Origin of the sequence: Pseudomonas sp. ARP3 (genome assembly GCF_001029595.1) — a bacterium.
Lineage (GTDB): Bacteria > Pseudomonadota > Gammaproteobacteria > Pseudomonadales > Pseudomonadaceae > Aquipseudomonas > Aquipseudomonas rhodesiae.
This window is the reverse complement of record NZ_LEKF01000008.1, coordinates 26932-44033: the sequence shown is the minus strand read 5'-3', so window position 1 is coordinate 44033 and position 17102 is coordinate 26932. Positions and strand designations below refer to the sequence as shown.

The 17102-nt window shown below is 61.1% G+C and carries 15 protein-coding genes and 1 pseudogene; 9 read left to right on the top strand and 7 right to left on the bottom strand.

Going from position 1 to position 17102, the window contains the following annotated elements:
• Positions 1-66 precede the first annotated feature (66 nt).
• A complete protein-coding gene (locus tag ABX75_RS11575; RefSeq protein ID WP_047881973.1) occupies positions 67-822 on the bottom strand; it encodes a membrane protein in 756 nt (251 codons plus the stop codon).
• A 176-nt stretch (positions 823-998) separates the two neighbouring features.
• Between ABX75_RS11575 and ABX75_RS11565 the strand changes: the two genes are divergently transcribed.
• Complete coding sequence (locus ABX75_RS11565; protein ID WP_034114995.1) at positions 999-1631, top strand: flavin reductase family protein; 633 nt, start codon at positions 999-1001, stop codon at positions 1629-1631.
• Between the two features lie 30 nt (positions 1632-1661).
• On the opposite strand, the gene ABX75_RS11560 is transcribed toward ABX75_RS11565, so the two are convergent.
• Positions 1662-1907 carry a hypothetical protein gene (locus ABX75_RS11560; protein WP_047881971.1) on the bottom strand — a complete coding sequence of 82 codons (246 nt, stop codon included), beginning with the start codon at positions 1905-1907 and terminating at the stop codon, positions 1662-1664.
• Positions 1908-1951: 44 nt separating this feature from the next.
• Positions 1952-2293: an antibiotic biosynthesis monooxygenase family protein gene (locus ABX75_RS11555; RefSeq protein WP_047881970.1), complete on the bottom strand. Its 342-nt coding sequence runs from the start codon at positions 2291-2293 to the stop codon at positions 1952-1954.
• A gap of 330 nt (positions 2294-2623) precedes the next feature.
• Here ABX75_RS11555 and ABX75_RS11550 point away from each other — a divergent pair, with 330 nt between their 5' ends.
• Positions 2624-3553, top strand: a complete 930-nt coding sequence (locus tag ABX75_RS11550) for an AraC family transcriptional regulator (protein ID WP_034114996.1) — start codon at positions 2624-2626, stop codon at positions 3551-3553.
• 137 nt (positions 3554-3690) lie between these two features.
• Here the strand turns inward: ABX75_RS11550 and ABX75_RS11545 are convergent, their stop codons facing one another.
• From ABX75_RS11545 to edd, 4 genes are all read right to left on the bottom strand, one after another.
• Positions 3691-5160, bottom strand: coding sequence for an ATP-binding protein (locus ABX75_RS11545; protein WP_034100255.1), 1470 nt, complete (start codon positions 5158-5160; stop codon positions 3691-3693).
• The gene (locus ABX75_RS11540) at positions 5150-5884 is read right to left on the bottom strand and encodes a response regulator (RefSeq protein ID WP_034100258.1); all 735 of its coding nucleotides are present in this window, start codon (positions 5882-5884) and stop codon (positions 5150-5152) included. The genes ABX75_RS11545 and ABX75_RS11540 overlap by 11 nt, the downstream gene beginning before the upstream one ends.
• A gap of 88 nt (positions 5885-5972) precedes the next feature.
• Positions 5973-6929: a glucokinase gene (locus ABX75_RS11535; RefSeq protein WP_034139160.1), complete on the bottom strand. Its 957-nt coding sequence runs from the start codon at positions 6927-6929 to the stop codon at positions 5973-5975.
• A complete protein-coding gene (gene edd / locus ABX75_RS11530) occupies positions 6926-8752 on the bottom strand; it encodes a phosphogluconate dehydratase (protein ID WP_034100262.1) in 1827 nt (608 codons plus the stop codon). Before edd ends, ABX75_RS11535 begins: the two co-directional genes overlap by 4 nt.
• A 221-nt stretch (positions 8753-8973) precedes the next feature.
• Here edd and gap point away from each other — a divergent pair, with 221 nt between their 5' ends.
• The 7 genes and pseudogenes from gap to ABX75_RS29970 form a co-directional block, all read left to right on the top strand.
• Positions 8974-9975, top strand: a complete 1002-nt coding sequence (gene gap / locus ABX75_RS11525) for a type I glyceraldehyde-3-phosphate dehydrogenase (protein WP_034114997.1) — start codon at positions 8974-8976, stop codon at positions 9973-9975.
• Between the two features lie 129 nt (positions 9976-10104).
• Positions 10105-10623, top strand: coding sequence for an RNA polymerase sigma factor (locus ABX75_RS11520; RefSeq protein WP_034100266.1), 519 nt, complete (start codon positions 10105-10107; stop codon positions 10621-10623).
• Between the two features lie 75 nt (positions 10624-10698).
• Entirely contained in the window at positions 10699-11667 is a 969-nt protein-coding gene (locus ABX75_RS11515; RefSeq protein WP_047881969.1) for a FecR domain-containing protein, read from the top strand.
• 115 nt (positions 11668-11782) lie between these two features.
• Positions 11783-14347 (top strand): TonB-dependent receptor, encoded by a 2565-nt coding sequence (locus tag ABX75_RS11510; protein ID WP_047881968.1) that lies wholly within the window; start codon positions 11783-11785, stop codon positions 14345-14347.
• Between the two features lie 135 nt (positions 14348-14482).
• The gene (locus ABX75_RS11505) at positions 14483-15091 is read left to right on the top strand and encodes a biliverdin-producing heme oxygenase (protein ID WP_034100272.1); all 609 of its coding nucleotides are present in this window, start codon (positions 14483-14485) and stop codon (positions 15089-15091) included.
• 147 nt (positions 15092-15238) lie between these two features.
• Positions 15239-15640: a YbaN family protein gene (locus ABX75_RS11500; RefSeq protein WP_034100274.1), complete on the top strand. Its 402-nt coding sequence runs from the start codon at positions 15239-15241 to the stop codon at positions 15638-15640.
• 85 nt (positions 15641-15725) lie between these two features.
• Positions 15726-17009 (top strand): annotated as a pseudogene (locus tag ABX75_RS29970) (cache domain-containing protein); the annotation flags it as partial.
• Positions 17010-17102 lie beyond the last annotated feature (93 nt).

Sequence of the window (17102 nt, the reverse complement as noted above, 5' to 3'; positions counted from 1 at the left end):
GGCTTGTCCCCTCCCACATCTAGGGTTCCCGCCTTTTCTGCAAGGTGACCATCTCATTATTTTGAGTCAGGACACCTCTGCTATTGGGCTCCGGCCATACCGCCGCTGTGCATACGACGCCCCAGCAATCATCACCACCAGCACCGCCGCCAATACCGCCGAGGACCCAATGGTGCCGAAATCCAAGCCGCCTTTTTCATAGGGCTTGGTCAAGAAGTCGCCCAAGGTCGCACCAAACGGCCGGGTCAACACAAATGCCACCCAGAACAACAGCACCGACGAGATTTGGGTGAAGTACTTGAGCGCTACCACCGCTGCGATGGTCGAGCCAATCAGCAATGCTCCGCCAGCGAAGCCCAACCCCGAATCATCCGCCAGGAAGTCGCCCAGGGCCGTGCCCAGGGTGTTGGAAAACAGGATGGCCATCCAATAGAACAACTCGCCTCGGAACGTCTGCACCTTGTTCACGTTCAGTGAGTCGCCACTGAGGTGCCACAGGGCGAAGATGATCATCAGTATCACGATCAGAATCATCGAACCGGTGGCGTAACCCAGGCCCAGGGTGCGATCCATGAAGTCGGACATGGTAGTGCCTGCAGTGCTGGTGGATAAAATCACGATCCAATACAGCACCGGGTTGTAGGTTTTCGACCAAAGTTGTGTCACCAGAGTGACCAGGAACACGCTGATCAAAATCATCGAGCTAAGGGCGTAACCGACGTTGAGGGTCATCGATAGCAAGTCACCGGCGGTTTCGCCCAGGGTGGTTGCGCAGATTTTCATGACCCAGAACGCCAGGGTGATCTGAGGAAGTTTATTCATGCGGTAGAAGGCTCCGAGGCTCAGTCTTATAAGGGGTTTCGACCTTGGCGAAGACTGAACGGGCCGCTGTGAAAAAGAGGTGGACGCTGAATGAAAATTCTATGGGCGGATGGAAATTCGTCGCTATGGATTGCACTATGGCTGCCTTCCAGAACCCCCGCAGCAGGAACCCGGCCATGCCTGACGATATCCACTTCTACGAACCCGCCAACGGCCACGGCCTGCCTCATGATCCGTTCAATGCCATCGTCGGTCCCCGGCCGATTGGCTGGATTTCGTCCCACGACCAAGCAGGCCGCCTGAACCTGGCGCCCTACAGTTTCTTCAATGCGTTCAATTACGTTCCGCCGATCATTGGGTTCTCCAGCGTTGGGCGCAAAGACAGCCTGAACAATATCGAACAGACCGGCGAGTTCGTCTGGAACCTGGCGACTCGCCCGCTGGCCGAGCAGATGAATCAGAGCTGCGCGGCGGTGGCGCCCGAGGTGGATGAATTTGCGTTATCCGGCCTGACACCGGTGGCGTCGAAGATCGTCAGCGTGCCACGGGTGGGTGAAAGCCCGGTGTCGTTCGAATGCAAAGTCACCCAGATCATCCAGCTGCAACGCGCCGATCAAACCCTGGTACCGAGCTGGTTGGTGCTGGGCGAAGTGGTTGCGGTGCACATCGCCAAATGGCTGCTCAAGGACGGCATCTATGACACCGCCGCGGCCGAGCCGATTCTGCGCGGCGGAGGCCCGGCGGACTACTTCCAGCTAGGGCCGGAGGCGCTGTTCAAGATGTACCGCCCAGGCGCCAGCAAACCCTGACTGAAATAACCGAAGGCCCCTGCCGCAGTTTCAGCTGGCGGCATTCGCCCAGGTCAGTTGACCCTCTTCATCGACATCGACCAACTGCTCAAGCTGCACGACGGCCGCATCATCGGCATCCGAAGCCGTCTTGAACGTTTGCCCGTCGAGGATCTTGTGAAACCGTGGGGCGCCCATGCCGTGCAGCGCCTTCACGGCGACGGCGGCGCTGTAGCCCCCTTCCCCCGGTACAACAGCGGAAACGGCTTCGTGATGGGCAAATTGTTTACGTGCCATATTGCAGGTCCTGGCCAATGAAAAGTCGGCCATTCTAAACCGCTTCAACCGGCGAGTTGCAGGTACTCGCCATAGGCGTGGGCGGCGGACGCATCGGTGAAGGTCTGGAAGTCCATGCTGCGCACGACCATGTCGTTCAACAGCTCGGTAAAGATCATCAGGGCCGGCGAGTTGAAGTAAGCGCTCATCGCCTGCTCACTGCTCCAAAAACCTGAGACCAGCCACACATCGGGGTCGACCTGGGAATGCTGCAAGGAGAATTGCAGACAACCCTGCGCCTGACGGCCCGGTTCAATCAAACTGCTCAAGCGTGCACCCAGTTCGGTGCTGCACCCGCTGCGGGCGCGGATAAAGGCCATATGGCTTACGGGAATGGGGGTGGACATATTCGACTCTCCCGTTGAGAAGTGATGCTCGGCAAGCACAGTGAGGGGCGTGTTGCCACAGGATCAACAATAGCGGCGCGGGCGCGCAGTCGGTTAGTCGATTCCTGCCGGCTTATTGCACAATCCTGCGAGAAGCCTGAAACCGCTGTGCAGACCCGCGGTTTCAGGCAAAGCAAGAACGCCGTATTACAGGCCCGTGACCGGTAACGGGCTTGCCTGATTCACGACGGGCCGCAGGATCAGGCAAGGATTGTGCAGAATCGACCTAACACTTTTTCAATAGCCGCCACTAAGCTGAGCTCCATCCAAGCACCGCCCAGAGGACATCCCATGCCGTCGCTCGACCACCTCTCCCCGCCCCTCGATGCCGAGATGGAAAAACAGCGTGCCGAACTCGCCAGCATCGTGCATCGGCATACCTGGGAAGACGGCTCTTACGGCACGGCAATTACTTCGCTGTTCATGAACCGCCACAACACGCCGCGGGATTTCGCGCCGGTGCTGGTGGAGCCCGCGCTGTGCATCCTCGCCAGTGGCAGCAAGGAAGTGCGCCTGGCCGACGAGGTCTTCGCCTACGACCCCCTCAATTACTTGGTGTTCTCGGTGGCGATGCCGGTGGCCGGGCGGATCATCGACGCCACACCCGAGGACCCGAACCTGTCGGTGCGTATCAATATCGACCCGGCCCAGTTGACCGCCCTGATCGCCGAAGCCGGCCCCATGGGCGTGCCCACGCGCCCGACCTCCCGCGGGATGTACGTGGACCGCATCGACACCCAGCTGCTCGACGCCGTGCTGCGCCTGGCGCGTTTGCTGGACACGCCCAAAGATATCGCCATGCTCGCGCCGTTGATCAATCGGGAGATCCTCTACCGCTTGCTGCGTGGGCCGCAGGGCTATCGGCTGTATGAAATTGCCGTGGCCAACAGCCAGAGCCATCGAGTCAGCCAGGCGATCAAATGGCTCAACGGCAACTATGAGCAACCCCTGCGCATCGATGACCTGGCCAAGGAAGTGAACCTGAGCGTGTCGACCTTGCACCATCGCTTCAAGGCGATCACGGCAATGAGCCCGCTGCAGTACCAGAAGCAGCTGCGTTTACAGGAAGCGCGACGCCTGATGATCGCCGAAGGGTTGGAAGCGTCGGCGGCAGGCTATCGGGTGGGGTATGAAAGCCCATCGCAGTTCAGCCGCGAGTACAGCCGCTTGTTCGGCGCACCACCGCTGCGGGATCTGGCGCGGCTGCGCCAAAGCATCTGATACACCAGAGAAAACCATTGCAGCCGAGGGTGTGCTCGATAGCAGTGCGTCGGCGGCGAATGGGCTGACTGAGCCACTGCTATCGGGGGCCAGTCGAATCGTCACACCGCCCCTCCCATATTTGTCCGATAGTCTTATCAGTCCAGGGTTCGGGGCAGTTGCAGGGTGACGCGCAAGCCGCCCTCGCGCAGGTTCTGCAAACTCACTTCGCCGCCATGGCTGTGGGCGATGTTGCGTGCGATACCCAACCCCAGGCCGTAGCCCTGTTGTTGGCCGGCGAGCCGAAAGTGCGGTTCGAAGACTTGCTCCAGACGCTGCTCCGGCACCCCGGGGCCTTCGTCGTCCACATGCAGGATGAACTGCACGCCATCGTCCTCGATATGCAGATGAGCGTTTTGCCCGTACTTCAACGCGTTGTCGATCAGGTTGCCGATGCAGCGCTTGAGGGCCAGCGGCTTGCCCGGGTACGTCGCCAGCGCCATGCCGTCCAGGGTTACGCGACCGTTGCCGCTGGGCGCCACGTAGGGCTCCACCAGGCATTCGAGCACATGGTTGAGGTCCACCGGCTGGATGTTCTCGTGGATATCGGTGTCTTTCACGCATTGCAGCGCACCCTTGACCAGCAGTTCCAGCTCATCCAGGTCGCGACCGAACTTGGCTTGCAGGTTCTCATCTTCAAGCAGCTCCACGCGCAGGCGCAGACGTGTGATCGGCGTGCGCAGGTCGTGGGAAATTGCACTGAACAACTGGCTGCGCTCGGTCAGGTAGCGGCTAATGCGTTCGCGCATGGCATTGAATGCACGCCCCACTTCGACCACCTCGCTGCCGCCGCCTTCGGCTACCGGTTCGACGTCGGCGCCCAGGGACATGTCCCGCGCCGCCCGCGCCAGGCGCTTGAGGGGCCGGCTCTGCCAGTGCACCAACAAACCGATAAACAGCAGTAGAAGGCCGCTGGTCAACACGATGAACCACACCTGCTGAGACGGCAGGCCCTGTTCTTCGAGGCTGGTGTAGGGTTCGGGCAGCAGCGAAGCGATATACAGCCATTCGCCGGGCGCCAGTTGGATCTGGGTCACCAGCACTGGCGGGTTCACCGGCTCCAGGGTCAGCGCGTAATGGGCCCAGGACCGTGGCAATTCATCGAGCTTGAGGCCCGCGTTGAAAATCCGCAGGTCTTCGGCGCTGACGAATTCCACCGAGATATGCACATCAGCGCCCAGGGTCTGGCGCAACACTTCATCCACCGCTACCAGCACCGCTTGTTTGCGCGGAGTTTCAGGCAGCACTTGCATGTCGAGGGGGCGATCGTTGAGGGTCACCACAAAGCGAGTGCCGCCCATGCTGCGCAGTTGGTCGAGCACCAATGGGCGGTAGGCCACCGGCAGGGAACGGAAGTAACTCACGCTGGCGGTCATCGAATGCGCCAGGCTGCGCGCGCTGGTGACCAGGCCTTCGAGCTGGGTGGCGCGCAATTGCGAGACCCAGATCACGCTGGACAGCGCCTGGGCGAACAGCACCACCAGCAACGTGAGCAACAACATGCGCCCCAATAGCGAGCGTGGCACCGGAAAGCGGCGGCGACGTTCGGCTACTGGTTCAGTGGGCATTGCCGGCAACCACGTTGGCTGCCAGTTGATAGCCGCTGCCGCGCACGGTGCGGATCAGCCGTGGAGGCTTTTCGGTATCGCGCAGGCGTTGGCGCAGACGGCTGACCGCCATGTCGACGATACGGTCCAGCGGCATCAGGTCGCGGCCACGGGTGGCGTTGCCGATGGTGTCGCGGTCGAGAATTTCCTGGGGATGATCGAGAAACAATTTGAGCAGGGCAAAGTCGGCGCCGGACAGAATCACTTCTTCGCCATCGACGTGAAACAGGCGGTGGCTGATCATGTCCAGGCGCCACTCGTCGAACACCACCACGTCGCCGCCAGTATTGCGCTCCTGGCCGAACTGACAACGGCGCAACAGCGCTTTGATCCGCGCTTGCAGCTCACGTGGGCTGAACGGCTTACCGATGTAGTCATCGGCGCCCAGCTCCAGGCCGATAACGCGGTCGGCTTCGTCGGAGCTGGCGGTGAGCATGATGATCGGCACCTGCGCCTGGCGCGGGTGCTGGCGAACCCAGCGACACAGGCTGAAACCGTCTTCGTCCGGCAACATCACGTCAAGGATCACCAGATCGCACGGAGCGTCGTTCATCGCCTGACGGAACCCCGCGCCATCGGCCACGCCCCGCACCTGGAAGCCGGCGCGACTGAGGTAGGTTTGCAGCAATTCGCGGATTTCCTGGTCGTCGTCGACCAGGAGAATGGATTTACTGATAACGCTCACGAGGGGCCTCCTTGTTGTTATGGGGTGTTGTTGCTGGCCTCATCGGGGGCAAGCCCCCTCTCACACGGCTGTGGGTGGCTATCACTGCCTAAGCAAATGCCTGTTCTAACGCCACTCCCGCCCCGGTCAAGCCGGAATACGGCGCCGTCACCAGCCACACCGGAATACCGTTGAAGTACTCGCTCATGCAGCCTTTGTCACGAAAGCTCTTGGCAAAGCCGCTGTGGATAAAGAAGTCGGCAAATCTCGGAATCACCCCGCCCACGATATACACGCCACCGCGGGCGCCGGTGGTGAGCACGTTGTTACCGGCCACACGACCCAGCCAGATGCTGAACTGATCCAATACTTCCATGGCGATCGGATCGCCGGCCAGGCCCGCCGCCGTGATGGCTTCGGGCGTGTCCAGCACCGGAACATGGCCGTCCACCGCACAAATCGCCCGATACAGACGCGGCAAGCCGCCGCCGCTCAAGGCAGTTTCGGCGCTGACATGGCCGATCTCGGTGTAGATGTGCTGCCACAGCTGGGTTTCCCGCGGGCTGCTCAGGGGCAGGTCGACATGGCCGCCCTCCCCTGGCAACGCCGCGAACCGGCCGGCGCCAAGGTCCAGCAAGGTGCCGACCCCCAGCCCGGTGCCTGGGCCGATCACCACCGCTGGGCGCAACGGCTCGGGCGTGCCTTCGCAAACCACGCGGAATTCGTCGGGTTGCAGGCGCGTCATGCCCAGGGCCATGGCCGAGAAATCGTTGACCAGCAGCAGTTCATCCACCTGCAACGTTTTGCAGAATGCGGTCTTGCTCAAGCGCCAGTGATTGTTGGTGAACTTGAACTCATCGCCACTCACCGGCCCCGCCACCGACAGGCACACCGCGCCGATGTCGCCGACGCTCAGGCCCTCTTCCTTGAGGTAGACCTGGATGGCCGCCTCAGGGCTGTCGTGATCCGCCGTGGCGTGCACGCGGATCGAATGCAGGGCTTGATCCCGCCACAACGCGAAACGGGCGTTGGTACCACCGATGTCACCGACCAGCGCTAACTTCACTTAAGCGTCTCCAGGGCAGAGGTAAAGGCGCTGGCGCCCTGCTCTGCGGAGCTTGCGGCCAAGCGCATAAATGCAAACAGCTCGCGACCGGCCCCCACGTTATTACCCAACAGGCCCGTGGCAGGCGCTCGCGCTGCAAATTCTTCGGCGTCCACCTTAAGCTCCAGGGTGCCTTTGACGCCATCCACGCGAATGATATCGCCATCGCGCACGCGCGCCAGCGGCCCGCCGCTTTGGGCTTCGGGGTTCACATGGATCGCGGCGGGAATCTTACCCGACGCGCCGGACATACGCCCGTCTGTTACCAAGGCCACTTTGAAACCACGGTCCTGCAACACGCCAAGGAACGGCGTCATTTTGTGCAGTTCCGGCATGCCATTGGAACGCGGGCCCTGGAAGCGCATCACCGCCACGAAATCTTTTTCCAACTCGCCGGCCTTGAACGCGTCGGCCAGGTCCTGCTGGTCCTGGAACACCACCGCCGGCGCTTCCACGATCTGGTGCTCAAGGGCCACGGCGGAGACTTTCATCACACCACGACCGAGGTTGCCTTCCATTACCCGCAGCCCGCCTTCGGGCGAGAACGCACGGGCCACCGGGCGCAGGATGGCTTCGTCGAGGCTTTCGATGGGGCCGTCGCGCCAGATCAGCTCGCCGTCGACCAGGAACGGTTCCTGGGTGTAGCGGCTCAGGCCTTTGCCGGCCACGGTGTTGACGTCTTCATGCAACAGCCCGGCTTCCAGCAGTTCACGGATCAGGAACGACATACCGCCCGCTGCCTGGAAGTGGTTGATATCGGCTTTGCCGTTTGGATAAACGTGGGACAGGGTCGGCACCACCTCGGAGAGGTCGGCCATGTCCTGCCAGGTCAGGATGATGCCCGCCGACATGGCGATGGCCGGCATGTGCAGGGTGTGGTTGGTGGAGCCGCCGGTGGCATTCAGGGCCACGATGGAGTTGACGATGGATTTTTCGTCGACGATCTCGCCGATCGGTGTGAAGTTGCCGTTGGCCTTGGTCAGACGCGTGACCTGGTGCGCGGCTTCGCGGGTCAACGCATCGCGCAGCGGTGTATACGGGTTGACGAACGACGCGCCCGGCAGGTGCAGGCCCATCACTTCCATCAGCAGTTGGTTGGTGTTAGCGGTGCCGTAGAAGGTGCAGGTGCCGGGGCTGTGGTAGGACTGCATCTCCGATTCCAGCAGCTCCTCGCGGCTGGCCTTGCCTTCAGCGTAACGCTGGCGCACATCGGCTTTCTGTTTGTTGGAGATGCCCGACGGCATCGGCCCGCCCGGCACGAAGATCATCGGCAAATGCCCGTAGCGCAGCGCGCCCATCATCAGGCCAGGCACGATCTTGTCGCAGATGCCCAGCATCAGCGCCGCATCGAACATGTTGTGGGACAGCGCCACCGCCGTGGACATGGCGATAACTTCACGACTGAGCAGGCTCAGCTCCATGCCCGGTTCGCCCTGGGTCACACCATCGCACATCGCCGGAGTGCCGCCAGCGAATTGGCCGACCGAGCCCACTTCGCGTAGGGCTTTCTTTATTTGTTCAGGGAAATGTTCGTAGGGCTGATGCGCCGAGAGCATGTCGTTATATGAAGAAACAATTGCCACGTTGGCGGCATTCATCATGCGCAGGCTCTGTTTGTCTTCGGTGCCGCAACCGGCCACGCCATGGGCGAAGTTGGCGCATTGCAGCTTACCGCGCATCGGACCGTCGCTGGCTGCGCCGCGGATGAGCGCAAGGTAAGCCTCGCGGGTGGCGCGGCTGCGGGCGATAAGCCGTTCGGTGACCTCAAGGACGCGGGGATGCATGTGTAGAACTCCAGGCTAACGGATGTGGCGACCTGAGTGTCTATGCTGATCAAACGCCCACAGCGCATGGGATGGCAGGGTGTCGTTTGGATCATCGGACCAGTTGATTCAGGTCACTCGTTGTAGATTGAACAAAATATTGCCACTAAAAAGGCTTGTTTTCTATTTTTATGCGAATAATCTTGTAATTCTTACAACAAATCGACGACAGGCACTTTCCAATGACTCTTCGTATCGCAATCAATGGTTTTGGCCGTATCGGCCGCAATGTCCTGCGCGCACTGTATACCCAAGGCTACCGCCAGGATTTGCAGATCGTCGCCATCAATGATCTGGGCGACAGTTCGATCAATGCCCACTTGCTCAAATTCGATACCGTACACGGTACTTTCGATGCAGAGGTCGCCCACGATCAGGAAAGCCTGACCGTCAACGGTGACCGGATCGCCGTCAGTGCCATTCGCAACCCGGCCGAGCTGCCGTGGGCCGCGCTGAATATCGACGTGGTGTTCGAATGCACCGGTCTGTTCACCGACCGCGCCAAAGCCGCCGCCCATATCAGCGCCGGCGCGCGCAAGGTGATCATCTCCGCCCCGGCCAAGGGCGCGGACGCCACCGTGGTCTACGGCGTGAACCATGACATTCTGCGCCAATCCCACCAGATCATCTCCAACGCTTCGTGCACCACCAACTGCCTGGCGCCGGTGGCCCAGGTGCTGCACCGTGAGCTGGGCATCGAAAGCGGCCTGATGACCACGATCCACGCCTACACCAACGACCAGAACCTGACCGACGTTTACCACACCGACCCATACCGCGCGCGTTCGGCCACCCAGAACATGATCCCAAGCAAGACCGGCGCTGCCGAAGCGGTCGGCCTGGTGCTGCCGGAACTGGCGGGCAAACTGACCGGCATGGCCGTGCGCGTGCCGGTGATCAACGTGTCCCTGGTGGACCTCACCGTGCAACTGAAGCAAGAAGCCACGGCAGAGCAAGTCAACGCGCTGCTCAAGGACGCCAGCCAGCACTCCAAGATCCTCGGCTACAACACCCTGCCGCTGGTTTCCAGTGACTTCAACCACAACCCGCTGTCGTCGATCTTTGACGCCAATCACACCAAGGTCAGCGGTAAATTGCTGAAAGTGCTCGCCTGGTATGACAACGAGTGGGGCTTCTCCAACCGTATGCTGGATAACTGCCTGGCACTCTGCAACGCCGAGTAATGGTGGTTGTGCGGGAGGGGGCAAGCTCCCTCCCCCATTAGCTTTGTATTGAGCAACAGAGGAATAGCCACTTGCCATTTGCGTTGATGATAAGCATTATCATTAACTGCCTATCGGTCTGGTGTCACTGTGAGCCAATCTCGCTTCAACCACGTCTTCCTCACTCAACGGGCGATTCTGCTGCGCACCCTGCAACGCATGGTGCATAACCACAGCACCGCCGAAGACTTGCTGCAGGAAACCTACCTGCGCGTGACCCGGGCCCTGAGCGAGCGGCCGATCGATCACCTCGAACCTTTCGTCTATCAAACAGCGCGCAATCTGGCGTTGGATCATCTACGCGCGCGCAAAATCCAGGCCCGCACCCTGCAAGAAGACGTGCCGCTGCAGATTCTGCAAAGCGTCGTCGCCCCCACCACCACCCCCGAGGACGCGACCCAGGCCGAGCAACTGCTGGAGCACCTGAGCGTCAGCCTGGGCCAATTGAGCGCGCGTCAGCAGCAGATTTTCATCCTCAGTCGCCTGCACGGTTGCAGCTATCAGGAGATTGCCGACCAGTTGGGTGTGTCCTTGAGCACGGTGCAGAAGGAACTGAAATTGATCATGGCCATCTGCGTAGGTGTGGCCGAACGGCTGGATCAGTCTTAAGCTGCATCCCACAGAAGTGTCGACGCAGGCCGTAGGAAAATTGAATAAAAACGTGGCGAAGACCCGAGGAACCCCGTGACCGACCCGAATAACCCGCGCCCCGAAGCGCTGGCGCATGAGGTGCTGCAAGACCCGGCGATGGACCAGGCCCTCGATTGGCTGATCGCCCTGCAGTGCCCGCAGCACGGCCAGCAGGCTGAGTTCCAAGCCTGGCTGGCCCGCGATCCGGCCCATGCTCACGCCTTCGATAAAGCCCAAGCCGCCTGGGGCGGCGCGCCGGTACACAGCGCCGCCGTGGCCCTGGCCGCGCCGCGCAAACCGAGCGCCTGGCGCCGTATCCAACCGCACTGGAAACCCCTGGCTACCGCCGCCGTGCTGGTGATCGGGCTGTTCAGCTTCAGCAGTCTGCCGATGCGCCTGCAAGCCGACCACCTCACCGTGGTCGGTGAACGGCAGCGCCTGCAACTGGACGAAGGCGCCAACGTGTTGCTCAACACCAACTCGGCGTTTTCCAGCCGCGTTCAGAACCACCAGCGCATCGCCCGCCTCTATCAGGGCGAAGCGTTTTTCGACGTGGCGGCCACCCATGGCCTGCCCCTGGAAATCGATGCCGGCCCGGTGCGCGCCAGCGTAAGTGACACCGCGTTCGCCGTGCGCTACCTCAATGGCGAGGCACAAGTGCAGGTGCAACGCGGCGATGTGGACCTGAGCAACACCTTCGACGACGCCCGGGTGCGCCTGAGCGCCGGGGAAAGTATCCGCATCGGCCCCAAGGGCTTCGGCCAGCCGGCCAAGCTGGATGCCAACAAAGACCTGGCCTGGGTGCGGGGCCGGCTGATTTTCGAAAACTGCCCTTTGAGCGAGGTGCTTGCCGAACTACGTCGCTACTACCCCGGCTGGATCGTCAACACCAACGAGCAACTCGCCAGTGTGGCCGTCACCGGTAATTACCGCCTCGACCAACCTCTGGATGTTGTGCGCTCACTGGCCCACATCACTTCAGCCACGCTCTCGGAATACCCCGCCTTGGTGATATTGAACTAAATGAGAATTATTTTTACTCGATAGCCGGCGGTGGTACGTCTCGTCTTAGCCAATGCAACTAATTCCTATTTGGAAAGGTTTGCAACTATAAGATTCGTACCCCGGAGCGCTCTCGATGTCCTCTCGTTTCAACCGCCGGTCTTCTTCGCCCGTTCTGTCCTTGCTCACCGCCGCCATCCTGCTGGCCGGCATACCCGCCGTCAGCGCCACGGCCGCCGAACCGGCGCCGCGCAGCCACGGCAATTATCAATTCAGCATCGAACAACAGCCGCTGGTCTCGGCCCTCAATGCCTTTACCGCGGTGACTGGCTGGCAAGTGGGCCTGCCGGCGGAACTCGGCCAGGGCGTGTCCTCACCTGGCGTACGCGGCCCTTTGCCGCCGGAAAAAGCCTTGGATCGGCTGTTGGTGGGGACCAACCTGAGCTATCGCAAACTGGGCAATAACAACATTGTTCTAGAGAGACGCGCCGCCGGCAGCACCCTCAACCTGCAACAGGTGACCATCAGCGCCACCCGCAACGCCCAGGACGTCGACAGCGTACCGAGCACCGTCAGCGTGCACGAGCGCGAGGAACTCGACCGCCAGAACGTCAACACCATTCGCGACCTGGCCCGCTATGAACCTGGGGTTTCGATGGGCGGCGCCGGCACCCGTTCGGGCAATGCCGGTTTCAACATCCGCGGCATCGACGGCGACCGCATCCTCACCCAGGTGGACGGCGTGGAAGTGCCGGACAACTTCTTCAACGGCCCCTACGCCAAGACGCGCCGCAACTACGTCGATCCGGAAATCGTCAAGCGCGTGGAAATCCTGCGCGGCCCGGCCTCCGCCCTGTACGGCAGCAGCGCCATCGGCGGTGCCGTGAGTTACTTCACCCTCGACCCGGACGACATCATCAAGCCCGGCCAGGATGTCGGTGCGCGCCTGAAGACCGGCTACAGCTCCGCCGACGAGAGCTGGCTGACCTCCGGCACCTTCGCCGGCCGCGTGGGCGACGTCGACGGTTTGCTGCACCTGAGCCAGCGCAACGGCCATGAAACCGAATCCTACAACGGCAACAACGCCACCGGCCTGGCCCGCACCGGCGCCAACCCGGAAGACGCACGCACCACCAACGTACTGGCCAAGCTCGGTTGGAACTACGGCGAGGACAACCGCCTGGGCCTGACCTACGAAAAGTACAAGGATGACCGCGACGTCAACTTGAAGAACGCCGTGGGTGGTCCGTTCATCGGTGGCCGAGGGTTCAACCTCTACCGTGATCGTCGAGGCAACGACACCATCACCCGCGAGCGTTTCGGCCTGGAAAACAGCTTCGCGCTTGAGTCGCCCATTGCCGATCGCATCAAGACCAGCCTCAATTACCAGATCGCCAAGACCGACCAGACCACCGCCGAGATCTATCAGTCAGGCCGTCGCGTCCTGCGCACGCGCGACACCCTGTACCAGGAAAAACAGTGGGTTTTCGATGCGCAGTTGGACAAAGCATTCAGCCTGGGTGCCACCGATCACCAAGTGACCTACGGCACCACCCTCAAGCAGCAGAAGGTCACCGGCTCGCGGGAGGGCAGCGCGACGTGCCTGGCCGTCGGCAGCGGTTGCACCGCCATCGGCGCGCCCAGCCCGATGGCCAGTGACAGCGTGAAGAAGTCCAGCGACTTTCCCGACCCGACCATCAACACCTACTCGCTGTTCGCCCAGGACCAGATCGCCTGGGACAAATGGACCTTCCTGCCGGCCGTGCGCTACGACTACACCCGGCTCAAGCCCAAGTTGACCCAAGAGTTCCTCAACACCGTCAACCCGACCGGCGCGGACCCGGTGAGTGACAAGGAAAAAACCTGGCACCGTATAACGCCCAAGTTTGGCCTGACGTACGCACTGACCGATCAATACACCTGGTTCGGCCAATACGCCGAAGGTTTCCGTACACCGTCAGCCAAGGCCCTGTACGGGCGCTTTGAAAACCTCAACCTGGGCTACACGGTCGAACCGAACCCCGACCTCAAGCCAGAAACCAGCAAAGGCGTCGAAACCGGGATTCGCGGCAAGTTCGACGAGGGCTCTTTTGAAATCGCGTTGTTTTATAACAAGTACCGCAACTTTATCGACGAAGACAATGCCGTCGTCGGGGGCACGGTTGAACAGTTCCAGGCGGTCAATATCAAGCGCGCCACCATCAAAGGTGCGGAAGCCAAAGGTCGCCTGAACCTGGATGCTTTCGGCGCCCCGCAAGGCCTCTATACCCAGGGTGCGGTTTCCTATGCCTACGGCCGCAACGACGATAACGGCGAGCCGCTGAACAGCGTCAACCCGCTTAAGGGCGTATTGGGCCTGGGCTATGACCAGGACAACTACGGTGGCCTGTTGAGCTGGACCCTGGTGAAAAAACAGAACCGCGTTGACAGCAGTACCTTCCACGCGCCGGACGGCGATACCAGCGGCCCGTTCAAAACCCCAGGATTCGGCGTGGTCGACCTGACGGCCTTCTACAAAGTGACTAACGACGTGACCATCAACGGCGGCGTCTACAACCTCACCGACAAGAAATACTGGAACTGGGATGACGTGCGCAGCTACGACAGCGTCGGCGAAGCGGCTGTAACCGGTCCGGCCAACCTCGACCGTCTGACCCAGCCCGGCCGCAACTTTGCCGTCAATGTGATCTGGGATATCTGACCGCATCGACCTCACTTCGCCGAAATGTCAGCGGCGAGGTGAGGATTTTTTACTGTGCTGCGTCTTCTTGTTCGTCTAGTTGATAACCACTCTCTTTAAGAACAACCCGGCGCCCCCCCTTTCAAGGACTTTCTCATGACCGCTTCCCCTACCGCAGAACGCCCAAGCCTGCGCTCCCAGCGTCTGAACCAGATCACCCACGCCCCGCACGCCAAGCTCGACGCGCTGGTCAAGGCCCATGCCCCATTCGAGACCCAGGCCAACTTCGCGCGGTTCGTGGTGGCGCAGTACCTGTTCCAATCGGAACTGGTGGCGCTGTACACCGATCCCGAGCTGATCAAGCTGGTGCCGGACCTGGCCGAACGCTGCCGCGCCGAAGCCGCCAGGCTGGACCTGGCCGACCTGGAGACCGACGTGCCAGCCCCGGTCCCGGGCGCACTGAAAAACCCAAGCAAGGCCGAAGCCCTGGGCTGGTTGTTTGTGTCCGAAGGCTCCAAGCTGGGCGCTGCGTTCCTGATCAAGCGTGCCGTGGGCCTGGGCCTGAGCGACACCTTTGGCGCACGCCATTTGGGTGAGCCGGCCGGCGGACGCGCCGAAGGCTGGAAAAGCTTCACCCGCACCCTGGATGCACTGCAATTGAGCGCCGAAGAAGAAGCGGCAGCGGAAAAAGGCGCGATTGACGCGTTTGTACGCTTCACCGTTTTGCTGGAACAGGCGTACGCTAGCGCCCCAGAACTGGCCTGATCCCCCTTTTGAAATGCAATCGACTGTGGGAGGGGGCTTGCCCCCGATGACGGCGGGTCAGTTTCCTATTTGTTGGCTGATGCACTGCAATCGGGGCCAAGCCCCCTCCCACCTTTGTCTTTGTTTTTTCCCGAATCTGCATATCCCATGACCCGCCAGACCCAATCCACCTCGAAAATCGCCCAGCTCCTCTTCGGCCTGCTGGCTTATGTGAGCCTGGGCATCGGCTTGATTGCGATTGTGGTGCCGGGGTTGCCCACCACCGAATTCATCCTGCTGGCCGCCTGGGCCGCGACCAAAAGCTCACCGCGCCTGAGCGCGTGGCTGGAGAACCACCGCCTGTTCGGACCTATCCTGTTCAACTGGCGCAACGGCAAGATCATCGCCCGTCGCGCCAAAATCAGCGCCACCGTGAGCATGTTGCTGTGCGCGATCCTGATGCTGGTGATGCTCGACCATGGCTGGCCGGTGTACCTGGCAATCGTCGGCATGAGCCTGGGCAACCTGTGGATCTGGTCGCGCCCCGAAAGGCTGCCAGCCCCCGCGTAACAAAGGCTGTAGTTGTTTTCCTACCGCTTATCGCCTTCTGCTCATGAATCGATCCGTTGCGCCGATGTTGCAGACATAGCGCTGAATGGACTTGGCCGTGCCTTGCCCACCACTACGTCCATTCGTGAGTGAACCTATGTTCGACACCCTCTCTATCCGCTTGAAAATCGTGCTGCTGTCCGGGCTTTGCCTGTTAGGGGTGATTGCGCTGGTGGTCAGCATCAACATTTACAACACCAACCAGAATGATCAACTGGTCAGTGACTCAAGCTCACGCATGCTCACTGACGGCGTGGAACAGTTGCTGCAGGCCAAGGCGGCCGAACAGGCGGTGCAGTTGCAGGAAACATTCGGCGACAGCCTGCTGGCGCTGACCGCACTGGCCGACCAGATCAAGGACCTGCGCATCATGGCCAACAAACGTGGCCTGGAAGCCGGTGCGCTGCGCGAGGACCTCAATCAGAGCATGAAAACCACGTTCGATCGCAACAGCAAAGTATTGGGTTTCTGGCTGTCGTTCGAACCCAACGCTCTGGACGGCAAGGACAGCGAATTCCTTGATGACAAGGCCCGCGCTTCCAATGAGAAAGGGCGCTTCTCCAGTTATTGGAGCCGTGCCGGCGGCGAAAGCTTGAACACCATCATGGTTGAAGAGGACCTGAACAAGACCACCGTCACCCTCAACGGTACGCCCTACAACATCTGGTACACGTGCCCACGCGACACCCGCAATACCTGCCTGCTGGAACCCTATGAAGATACGGTAGGTGGCAAAAAGGTACTGATGACCACCATCGCATCGCCGTTGATTGTAGAGGGCAAGCTTATCGGCGTCGTCGGCGTGGACATTGCGCTGACCGCCTTGCAGGAAACCACCGACGTCGCACAAAAAGACCTGTTCAACGGGGCTGCGCACCTGGAGATTCTCTCCAGCAGCGGTCTGATTGCGGCCTACAGCGGCGAACCGGCCAGGGTCGGCAAGAATTTGATCGACACCCTGGGTGAAGAAGGCAAGGAGATCGTGCAGTTGCTGGCAAGTGACAGCCGCATGATCCGCGAACAGGGCGACACCATCCGCGCGGTGTACCCGGTCAAACCACTCCCCGATGCCAAGCCTTGGGGCGTAGTGATCAAACTGCCCAAAAGCGTGATGCTGGCCGATAACGTCAAGCTCCAAGCGGTACTCGACGAAGCCCAGGCCAGCGGCACAATCAAGGCGCTGCTGGTAGGGGCCGCTGCCGGCCTGCTGGGCCTTCTGCTGATCTGGCTCACCGCCACCGGCGTGACCCGCCCGATCAACAGCGTGGCGGCCATGCTCAAGAACATCGCCAGCGGTGAAGGCGACCTTACGCAGCGTCTGGCCTACGCCAAGAAGGACGAACTAGGCGAGTTGGTGAACTGGTTCAACCGCTTCCTCGACAAGCTGCAGCCGACCATTGCACAGATCAAGCAAAGCATCACC

Bases quoted from the DNA above. Each gene is read 5' to 3' on its own strand.
- ABX75_RS11575 (WP_047881973.1), bottom strand. From the start codon at position 822: ATGAATAAACTTCCTCAGATCACCCTGGCGTTCTGGGTCATGAAAATC.
- ABX75_RS11565 (WP_034114995.1), top strand. From the start codon at position 999: ATGCCTGACGATATCCACTTCTACGAACCCGCCAACGGCCACGGCCTG.
- ABX75_RS11560 (WP_047881971.1), bottom strand. From the start codon at position 1,907: ATGGCACGTAAACAATTTGCCCATCACGAAGCCGTTTCCGCTGTTGTA.
- ABX75_RS11555 (WP_047881970.1), bottom strand. From the start codon at position 2,293: ATGTCCACCCCCATTCCCGTAAGCCATATGGCCTTTATCCGCGCCCGC.
- ABX75_RS11550 (WP_034114996.1), top strand. From the start codon at position 2,624: ATGCCGTCGCTCGACCACCTCTCCCCGCCCCTCGATGCCGAGATGGAA.
- ABX75_RS11545 (WP_034100255.1), bottom strand. From the start codon at position 5,160: ATGCCCACTGAACCAGTAGCCGAACGTCGCCGCCGCTTTCCGGTGCCA.
- edd (WP_034100262.1), bottom strand. From the start codon at position 8,752: ATGCATCCCCGCGTCCTTGAGGTCACCGAACGGCTTATCGCCCGCAGC.
- gap (WP_034114997.1), top strand. From the start codon at position 8,974: ATGACTCTTCGTATCGCAATCAATGGTTTTGGCCGTATCGGCCGCAAT.
- ABX75_RS11510 (WP_047881968.1), top strand. From the start codon at position 11,783: ATGTCCTCTCGTTTCAACCGCCGGTCTTCTTCGCCCGTTCTGTCCTTG.
- ABX75_RS11505 (WP_034100272.1), top strand. From the start codon at position 14,483: ATGACCGCTTCCCCTACCGCAGAACGCCCAAGCCTGCGCTCCCAGCGT.
- ABX75_RS11500 (WP_034100274.1), top strand. From the start codon at position 15,239: ATGACCCGCCAGACCCAATCCACCTCGAAAATCGCCCAGCTCCTCTTC.